4 protein-coding genes are annotated in these 10,123 nt (G+C 41.1%); all 4 read right to left on the bottom strand.

What is annotated here, in order from left to right; genetic code table 11:
- On the bottom strand, window positions 1-3,277 hold a 3,277-nt coding region (locus AC1DPQ_RS00230), incomplete at its 3' end, for a two-component regulator propeller domain-containing protein (RefSeq protein ID WP_477607450.1).
- A gap of 244 nt (window positions 3,278-3,521) precedes the next feature.
- A complete protein-coding gene (locus tag AC1DPQ_RS00225) occupies window positions 3,522-5,612 on the bottom strand; it encodes a beta-galactosidase (protein WP_477607448.1) in 2,091 nt (696 codons plus the stop codon).
- Window positions 5,613-5,618: 6 nt separating this feature from the next.
- The gene (locus tag AC1DPQ_RS00220) at window positions 5,619-8,072 is read right to left on the bottom strand and encodes a glycoside hydrolase family 2 TIM barrel-domain containing protein (protein WP_477607446.1); all 2,454 of its coding nucleotides are present in this window, start codon (window positions 8,070-8,072) and stop codon (window positions 5,619-5,621) included.
- A 244-nt stretch (window positions 8,073-8,316) separates the two neighbouring features.
- Window positions 8,317-10,098: an NPCBM/NEW2 domain-containing protein gene (locus AC1DPQ_RS00215; RefSeq protein WP_477607444.1), complete on the bottom strand. Its 1,782-nt coding sequence runs from the start codon at window positions 10,096-10,098 to the stop codon at window positions 8,317-8,319.
- Window positions 10,099-10,123: the final 25 nt, after the last annotated feature.

The raw sequence follows: 10,123 nt of genomic DNA, 5'->3' as shown, positions 1-10,123 counted from the left end.
GGGATAATGTAAAACAACTCCCCAAACCAGGTTCACTTTTTACTACTATTTCGCCACCATGCATTTTGACAAACTCTCTGGTGATAGAAAGGCCTATACCTGAACCCTGGTTAAGAATGGAAGAGGTAGTATCATTTTGGAAAAACCGTTCGAATATTTTTTCCTGTTTATCCTTTGGAATACCAATCCCCGAGTCCATCACTTTTAACTCCAGTGAAACCCTGCCATCCGCTGGTTTACCACCCAGTATTTGTAGCTCAACACCTACTGTCCCCCCTGTTGGTGTAAATTTAAATGAGTTCGAAAGTAAATTGAACAATATCCGCTCTATCTTATCCTGATCATATGATACGTATAAGTTTTCTATGGTGCTTTTAAAAGTAAGTTTGATCTGCTTCCGTTCTGCCAGATCGTAAAAAGAATCTGTTGCATCTTTAATGAAGGAAACAATTTCGCCATCGCTATTATTTAACCGTAGTTCCTGCTCTTCCATTTTACGGAAATCGAGCAGTTGGTTTACCAGGTTTAATAACCGCCTTGCATTTCTTTTTATCATGGCCAGCTGACCATACCTTTCCTTCTCTTTAGATTCGATCAAAAGTTTGTCTACGGGAGCCAGGATCAGGGAAATAGGCGTCCTGAACTCGTGACTCAGGTTGGTTAAAAATTTAATTTTTAACAGGTCAAGTTCCCGTAATCTTTCAGCCTCCTTACGGTCTTGCTCGCGTAATTGCCGCGCCTGGATTCTTTCCTGTACCAAAGCAAATTCCCGCCTTAATTTATTGATCCCCCTTCTCCTAATAAATAGCAACAGGCAACCAATGGCCAAAACATACAGGATATACGCCCATGTTGTGCGCCAGAAGGGAGGTAAAATGGTAATTTTCAATTGTGATTCGGCCAAGAGTACAGCGTCATTTTCATTAAAAGCCCTTACATGGAGTATATATTTGCCGGGATCAAGGTTTGTAAAAGTAGCTTTACGGCTTTCTGAAGGTACCGTAAGCCAACGTTTATCGAATCCTTCCAGACTGTATTTATAGATTACCTTTTGGGGATTAAAATAATTGAGCAGTGCAAACTGGACTGAAAAAATATTCTCTTTATAGCTAAGGCTTAAATTCTTAAGTTCTGTTATGGTTTCGGGCAAAATAACATGCCCGTTTATACTTTCACCAACGTCTACCTTATGGTAAAATACTTCTAAGTCAGTCATGACCAACGCTGAGGGAAACTGGCTGTTTTTGATCTGCCCTGCCCTGAAAATATTGAAGCCGTTCGGCCCCCCAAAAATTAGTTCGCCGGCTTTAGTTTTCAGTACTGCATTGATGTTAAACTGTGTATTCTGCAACCCGTCTGACTTGTTGTACTTACTGTACCTGAATTTATAGATTTTCCCCTGAGCAATTACAGAAATTTTGTAAAGCCCTTTAAGGGAACTGTACCAGATATTGTGATCCTCATCTTCGATAAGTGAAAGCACTGTATTTTCAGGCAGGCCAATCTCTTCGCTTAAATTAGTGAACTTTCTGCTTGCAGGATTGTATATGCTTATCCCTTCTCTTGTGCCTATCCAAATCCACCCCCTGCTATCATTGGCGATTGAATTTACGACACCCTGTATCAGGGAATTAGTATCCCTGTTGTTGTTTTTTAAATAGCTAAACTTAGCGGTTTTTGCATCCAGGATATTCAACCCTGCTGTGGTGCCTATTAAGATGTTTTTGTTTTTATCTTCGTACAAACAGGTAACCACATAAGCATTTAATGTATTTTTAACCGAAGGGTTAAAGTGTTTAAATTTTCCGGTACTGCGGTCAAGTAAATTCAGCCCACCGTTTAAGGTTCCTACCCAGAGCCTGTTGGAAGAATCTTCCTGCAAAGCATAAATCCGGTTATCTGAAATACTCGAGGGATCAGCGGTGTGCTTAAAATTCGTAAACTTCTTCCCGTCAAAAGAATCAAGCCCACCTAAATAGGTACCGATCCATAAAACACCTGAATGATCGATGGTAAGGCTGATCACAATATCACTACTTAACGAATTATTGCTGGCAGCATTATTACGGTACCTTTTTATTTCGCCTGTACTTCTGTTCAAGTACAACAGGCCTGCTCCGTTTGTTCCGATCCACAGGTTACCTTTGTTGTCCTCCGCAAATGAATTAACATCCTCGTTTAGCGCATTTTCCCCAGTTAAATACTGATTTAAGGGGAATTTATAAACACTTTTATGGTAATAAGAGATTCCTTTTTTGTAGGTCCCGACCCACACTATTCCATTGTTATCTTTATATAAAGCCCCTACACTATTATCACTTAAGCCCTTCAGGTCACCTTCTTTACTTAAAATATAGGTTAACCGGTGGGTATGTTTGTCCAGGATATTGATTCCGCCATGATCGGTCCCTATCCAGATATTTCCATCGTCGCCCTCAATTACCTTGCTTACGTTATTTGAGCTTAATCCGGAGTGATCTTGCTTTTTCCCAAAATAACTAAACTGATCACTTACCACATTAAGGTAATATAAACCGAAAGGATTACCCCTGCTATAAATAAAAATATTGCCTTCCGAATCGCGGTTGAGATTGAAGGAATTTACCTGCTCACCAAACCTTTTGTTGATGACAAAATACCTGCTTGTCACCCTGCGATTCTTTAAATTGAACTTATCAAGAACACCACTGGTATAAATAACCCATAAATTGCCTTTTTCGTCATCAATAAAATCGCTTATCTGATCAGCATATAGCGAATTGGATACGCCGTTCTGATGGCCATACCTGACGGTTGCATTAGTTTTTGGATCATAGCAAAAAATACCCAGGTTTTCGATCAGGAAATAGAGCTTGCCGCTATTATTGGTTTTTATCCCCCTCAGGTACCCAACTGGAAGTTTATACTTTTTAAGGTGTTTATCCTGGAACCGTTCAAACTTTTCGGTTGAGGGACTGTAAATACTAAAACCACCTCCAGAGGTAATCCATAACTGTTTCTCCGGCCCCTCAAATATATCTAAGATATAACCTTCCGGGATACTGGTACTATCCTTTGAACTGTGCTTAAATATTTTGAATTCGTGTCCATCATACCGGTTCAGGCCAGACAGGGTGCCGAACCACATAAACCCCTTGTTATCTTTATATATGGCATTTACTTGATTGTCTGATAAGCCATTGGCAATATCGAGATGGGAAAACTGATATACGTTTTCTTGCGCAAAAAGAGAATTACACAGTATGAGTGCGCTGATTAAAGCTAAAAACCGAAACATATATTTTATTATAATACAGAAATCATCCCTGAGAACCCCTCAATGATTAAAGTAGCTTTAAATGGTTATAATTGATAAGGATTTAAGTATTAGCTAAACTACGTTTAAATCCTGAGATCTTTTAAGAAATGTAAAATTTTAAAGACATTTTAAAACCAGATTATAGCCCTATCGATACAAACAAGTGCATTAAAATAATCAACAAAGGGTTCCAACCATTGCAGTGATATGAAGAATACGACGTTTACTCGCTCCAAACCAATACACCAGCAGGTTTCAATGTTTTTTCTCCAACAATGATCTTCGAATCTGCAGGAATATTTATGATATAATCGGTAGAAGAATAATTTACGGCCATATAAAACCCATCCCTCCAATAAACATAAACACCTGGTGGATAATTTTCGGTAGTTGCCCCTGCTCCGGTATAAGTATCGCGTAACAGATCCTTTTCCAGCTTAGAATCGTCTGTGGCCACACCAATGTAGGTTACCGATCCTTTACCGATTTTGTGTTTTACAACAGCTGCCTTTCCTTTATAAAACTGGTTTTCAAATCTAGCAAGAACTTCGGTCTTTTGATCGGGCTGCAACAGATCGCCCCATTTATTCCATTTGTAGTGCTCTGAGCCCATCTGGATGTCTCCTTTCGCATAAGCAGAAAGCATATCGGTTGCCATAATCTGTGCACCGATAAGGCCCGAAATTGGCGCTGCCAGTTTACCTTCCCAGAAATGCCCCATGCGGTTTTTGGTTGCTGTACGGCAGGTAATAATCAAATGTCCGCCACGGGTTACATAATCATTCCATTTCTTTACCAAAGCCGAGTCGGCCATTTCGTAAGCAGGAACAATTACCACCTTATATTTCGACAGATCAGTAGTTTCCGGTACTATATCAACAGGGGCTCCCAAAGATTTTGCCATTTCCAGAAACTTAACGGGATAGTTCCATGTGTCCCACTGGTTGGTCTGTTTCTGCCTGTCGATGGTCCAGTAATTTTCCAGGTTCCAAAGAATGGCGGTTGAGCGTTCCGTCAATTTTTCAGGCACTTTAGCCCCTGGCCTGTACAGCTTTCTCAGTTCTTTTATTTCTTTCATAAACTGGATATACTCTTCACCTCCTTGCGAAGGGGTAACCCCATCTGTTTGTATCACACCAGAATGGTATTGTTCGGCACTGTATAAAATCTGCCTGAACCGATAAGAACAGGCAAGTTTCCCACCCGCAGCAAAGGTATGGTACAGCCACATGCGCACTGTTCCGGGCAAAAGAAGTGGGTTGTAGCTTCCCCAGTTTACAGGACCAGGCTGAATTTCCATCACGCCCGATACGCCTCCTACACGCTTAAAATATTCTGATGCAAAAAGAATGACCCGGCTATCTCCCATCCTAAATCCCAGTTCGCCAATGTTGTCGCTGCCACCATTAGGATAAGCAGTATAAGCTGCAAAATCGAGTTTCTTTGTCCGCCCCGGATCAGAACCGGTAGAGACCGCGGTATAATTAGTGGTGATATATTGCTGCTTCGATATGAGGCCGCGTAAGGTGCCGGCCTGAAAATCGAGAAATTCGGCCTGCGCATCGGCACAGTAGCGCTTAAAATCGAGCAGGGCATGCGGATTGTTACCCCACCAGCCAACCAGATTGGTGTTATGGATCATAACCTGGTCGAAATTATTGTACCACTGGCTCCAGAAAGCTGTACCCCAGGCATCATTTAAAGCATCAATGGTTTTGTACCTGCTTTTTAGCCATTGCCTGAAAGCCTCCTGTGAAGACACGCTATAATCGGGTTTGGCATCGGGCTCATTATCCAGCTGCCATCCGGTTACATTTTTATGCTGACCATAGCGCCTGCCCATCTCGGTTACAATTTTTTCGACAAACAACCGGTACTTGGAATTAACGATCGACGCCAGTCCCCTTGTGCCATGTTCGGCACGGATATAATGCCCGTCCATGATAAAGGTTTCAGGATAATTGGCCCGCATCCAAGCCGGTGTAGCTGCAGATGGCGTGCACATGACCACCTTAAGCTTATATTTTGTACATAAACCTACCACCTTATCGAGCCAGGTAAAATCAAACTTTCCTTCTTCAGGTTCCATTTTAAACCAGGCAAATTCTGCAAGGTGGACAAACTCGTAACCCATATCCGAAATCTTTTTGATATCCCGCTCCCATTGGCTTTCTTTCCAGTGTTCGGGATAATAGTATATTCCTGTTGTAATCAGGTCTTTTTCTGGGAAAAACCTATTGATTTCCTGCGATTTTACACTTAGTACCGAAATAAACAGTGTTAATATAATCAGTGGTATAGTTTTTTTTAACATGGGAACTTAGTTCTTGTGGTTTAAATCTTTAATTGCTGTTTTGATGGTTAAAGTTTCCGCTGGTAAATCAGGCGAGGTAACCGTTAGTTTGATCTCGCCAGCTTCATGTTTGCTCTTTATCACAACTAAAGCTTTACCTTTCCAGGCTTTACGTGTATTGCCCACGTATTGTTCAAAATCTTTCAGATCAGCATTATCCACACCTGCAATTACGCCCGGACCTTCGATTTTGAAATGCAAACGGTTGGCCGCATTAGGTTGAATTGTTCCCTCTTTATCGGTTACTTCAATCGTGATGTACGACAAATCCTGTCCGTTGGCCAAGATCTCTTTCCGGTCTGCTGTTAGTGTTATTTTTGCAGCCTCTCCAACAGTTTTCAGGATGGCTGATCCCGTTTCTTTATTATCTTCTACACCTACGGCTTTAATCAAACCCGCAGCATATGGAACCTGAAAAGTAGCTTTAAACTGTTGTTCGCGTGTAGTTGCCTGTTCACCTATCAGTTTGTTATTAAGGTAAAGCCTAACTTTAGGATACTTAGCATACACTTCAACCTGAACTGTTTTTCCTTCAAAACCTGGCCATGTSCAGCTTTCCCATGTTGGCCATACAGACCACCAGGTTTCTTTGATTTCTAAAGGTTCCGGAGCAGGTTCACGAACGGCCATATAGAGTTTTTCGTTATTATTGTACAACATACTCCGGTAATGGGAAATAGGTTTTCTCCATCCGGTCAGATCGATATCACCACAATAAGCACCATGCCATGGAAAAAAATTATTTTCCCAGTGTTCACCAGGTGTCTCCCCAGAATAATACCAACGGCCGATGCCTGACTCACCCAGATAATCCATCGCTGTCCAAACAAAATCACCGATTACATAATTRTTTTCCTGTACCAGTTTCCAATTGGCAAAAGCATCTTTAGGATAGGATTCCGTTTGAACGATGATACGGGAAGGCACTCTTTTATGATCGTCTGGCGCAGTATGCAGGTTGTAATTGTAACCCGCAACATCGTGTACGTTTATCAAAGAATCCAGGTTTTCCCATTTGCCAAAATTCACAACTGCAGAAGTTACCGGCCTTGTAGTGTCTATTTTTTTTACTTCCTGCAAAAGCATTTTAGCCGTTTCAACAGCCTCGGGTTTTCCCCGTTCTACAATTTCGTTACCTATGCTCCACATGAAAACCGAAGGGTGGTTACGATCTCTCAAAATCATTGCCTGCAAATCTTTTTTCCACCACTGGTTGAAATATTTTGCATAATCGTTACTGTTTTTTCCAATTTTCCAGCAATCGAAAGATTCATCCATTACGAGAAGACCTAATCTGTCGCAGGCATCAAGAAATGCTTCGGAAGGTGGATTATGGGAAGTTCTTACCGCATTGAACCCACCGGCTTTAAGCAGTTCAACTTTGCGCTCTTCTGCACGATCAAAAGCAGCAGCACCCAGGCAGCCATTATCGTGATGCACACAACCGCCGTTTATCTTCACTGTTTTACCATTCAATTGAAACCCATTTTCGACAGTAAATTTTAGGGAACGGATACCAAAATTGGTTTTTGTATCGTCCAGCACTTTTTTATCTTTTACTACCTGAACCTGAGCCTCGTATAGATGCGGTGTTTCTGGTGTCCAAATCATCGGGCTAGACATTTGTATGGTTTGAGTGATTTCCTTTTCGCTATTGGCAGGAAGCTCGACCTTCATCTGGCTGTTACCAGTACTTTTTAATTTTTTATTCCAAAGAAGTGTTTGTATAACCACACTTTGGGCAGATGCTGTTTCATTTTTAACCTTGGTTTTTACCAATACAGTTGCTTTTTTTGAAGATACATCAGGAGTTGAAATGTCAACACCCCAATGTGCAACATGTACAGGATCAGTAACCATCATCCAAACATGGCGATAGATTCCCGAACCACTGTACCAGCGACTATTCATCTGTTGTGAATTATCAACACGTACAGCAATAACATTCTCTTTTCCAAAATTCAGATAAGGTGTAAGGTCATAACTGAACGAGGTGTAACCATAAGGATATACACCCAGCGATTTTCCGTTGATAAAAACTTCGGAATTCATATAAATACCTTCAAAATAAATAGCTGTTTTTTTTGCCTTCCAGCTATCAGGCACCTGAAAGGTTTTTCGATACCAGCCCATCCCTGACGGAAAAAATCCGCCACCTCCGCCTGTAGCATTTTTAGGATGAGTTTTTCCTTCGATACTCCAATCGTGCGGTAAATCAAGTTTACGCCAACCCGAATCATTGAAACCATTTGCTTTAGCTTCTGGCGTATCACCTAAAAAGAATTTCCAGTCATCATCAAATACCTGTTTTCTTTCTATGCCATTTTGTGCATATCCTGAAAAAAAGCTTATCAATAGCATAAATGCGAATACTATTTGTTTTGCAAAATATTGTCTTTTGTATAAATTGAAGCTTTTCACTTTGTTGTGTTATATTAATTTGTAGTATTAAATGTTATAGCATTCATCAATATGTTATTGCGTAATTAACAAAGGCTTTAAAACGGCCTAATGCTTTGCAGGGAACTAGTCTTGTATTAATAGTAATGGCGGTTCTATTTTCCCGCTGATTTCGGTGATAATCGCTGAACATATAAATCAGCGTATTCCGCGTAATCAGCGGGAGTATAAAATGACAATTCATACTTAACTTAGCACTAGTATCTTAACGTAAAGGAGTTATCCGATACAGTCCAGCCCCATGTTGTGGCAATTCACGCTCAAAGCTCCCATCAAAAGTTCCGAGATCTTTGTGATTCCACAAATCGCGCACATTTACTTTGCCTTTTATTTTAATAGCTTCAAAGTTCACTTTTACATTGGCCTTGTCGGGAAAATCTAATGTTCCTTTATCAACCAAAACTCCAAAAGTCACTGAGCCTTTTTCTTGTGTTACGTAGCCAGTTGCTGTAAAAGAATCATATCCTTCAGGCAATTGATAAACGATCACAGACGCTGCATGAGCACCAATTCCCTCTCGTGTTTCATTATTTATAATAATTGGGTTGTTGTCGCAGGTACGATTTACATTTGCATCTCCCCAGCCTGAGGTTGCGCTCAGCCATTTGAGGCTCGTCAATTTTAGATCGCCTTTGGGGCCATGAAGGACAGGATCTGCCCAAACGATATGATCCGAATCAAACCCGTTGCCTCCATCTTTCACGAGGAGAACAAGTTTTTTACCGTCTTTTACCGATACTTCTACCTTTTGCGAACTTCCATTGCCGGCAATTATTGGACTTACATAATCGGCATTGTTGAAATCAAGATTCTCTCCCTTGCTTTGCGCATTGAAAAGGGCCAAGTACTTATCTTTGCTATTAGGCACATCGGCTGTCCACACGATCAGATTCTTTTCGCGCGACACCTGACGATTATTTATGCTGTGTTGATTTACTTTGAGCATTTCGGGATTGGTGAGCATTTCCTTGGTAAAATCGTCAAGCTTGGTCATATTTCCACCAAAAATAAGTGGCGAACGACCAATAGCCCAAAGGCTCATAAGCGTATATTGTTCGTTTTTGGTGAAATTGGTTGGTCGTTTGAATTCAACAATTCCAATGGGTAGCATATCGGCATCAGGGAAATGTCCGGGCCCACGGAAAGGTGTCCACACATCCATTCGCTCAAACATAGCTTGCAACAATCCCCATTTATCCCAAAAATCATCGGTGATACGCCACATATTGGCATGATTCATAACATGATCGCCCATTTTAACTGGCGTTGCTCCCGGAGATAAACTTAACAGGATATGCCGTCCGGTTTTATCTATTGCTTTGCGAAGTGCCTCAATTTCTGCCTTTTGTACATCATCATAAGGACGTGAAATATCGTCGCACTTGATAAAATCCACTCCCCAGTCGGCATACATCTGCACAATGGAATTATAGTAAGCCTGACCTTCAGGGCTATTGGCATTAACACCGTACATATCTGGATTCCATGGACAGGTAGAGCTTTTAACGGCAATATCCTGCGCTTTTACGTTTGTGCCGAGTACAGGTGTATTTTTTTCGACAGCCTGACGAGGAATTCCCCGTATAATATKAATGCCGAATTTCAGTCCTTTGGCGTGTACATAGTCTGCAAGATGTTTGAAACCTTTTCCATCTGCAGCCGAAGGAAATTTTTTCAAACCTGGCGTTAAGCGGCCATATTTATCCATGGTAAGTAGCGCCTTCGGGTCGTAAGCATGTCCTTTTGATTCAGGCTCATACCATTGAATATCCACCGTGAGGTAGTTGTATCCGCTTGGCAAAAGGTATTTTGCCATCGCATCTGCCTGTTCTTTTATTTGCTGTTCGGTAACGGTTGTTCCAAAACAATCCCAACTGTTCCATCCAAGAGGCGGTGTTGATGCCCATTGATGATATTTTTTTGGGGCTGTTTGTGCATTTATAACACTAAAAACAAGTGCCAAAACCAAGGTAAGCGTATATTTCATTTTAATTAGGTTGATATTTTTTCTA

Source organism: Pedobacter sp. 01T416_2 (assembly GCF_056398925.1).
The sequence above is the reverse complement of the archived record's forward strand: the minus strand, read 5'-3'. Positions and strand labels throughout refer to the sequence as shown.

Bases quoted from the DNA above. Each gene is read 5' to 3' on its own strand.
- AC1DPQ_RS00225 (WP_477607448.1), bottom strand. From the start codon at position 5,612: ATGTTAAAAAAAACTATACCACTGATTATATTAACACTGTTTATTTCG.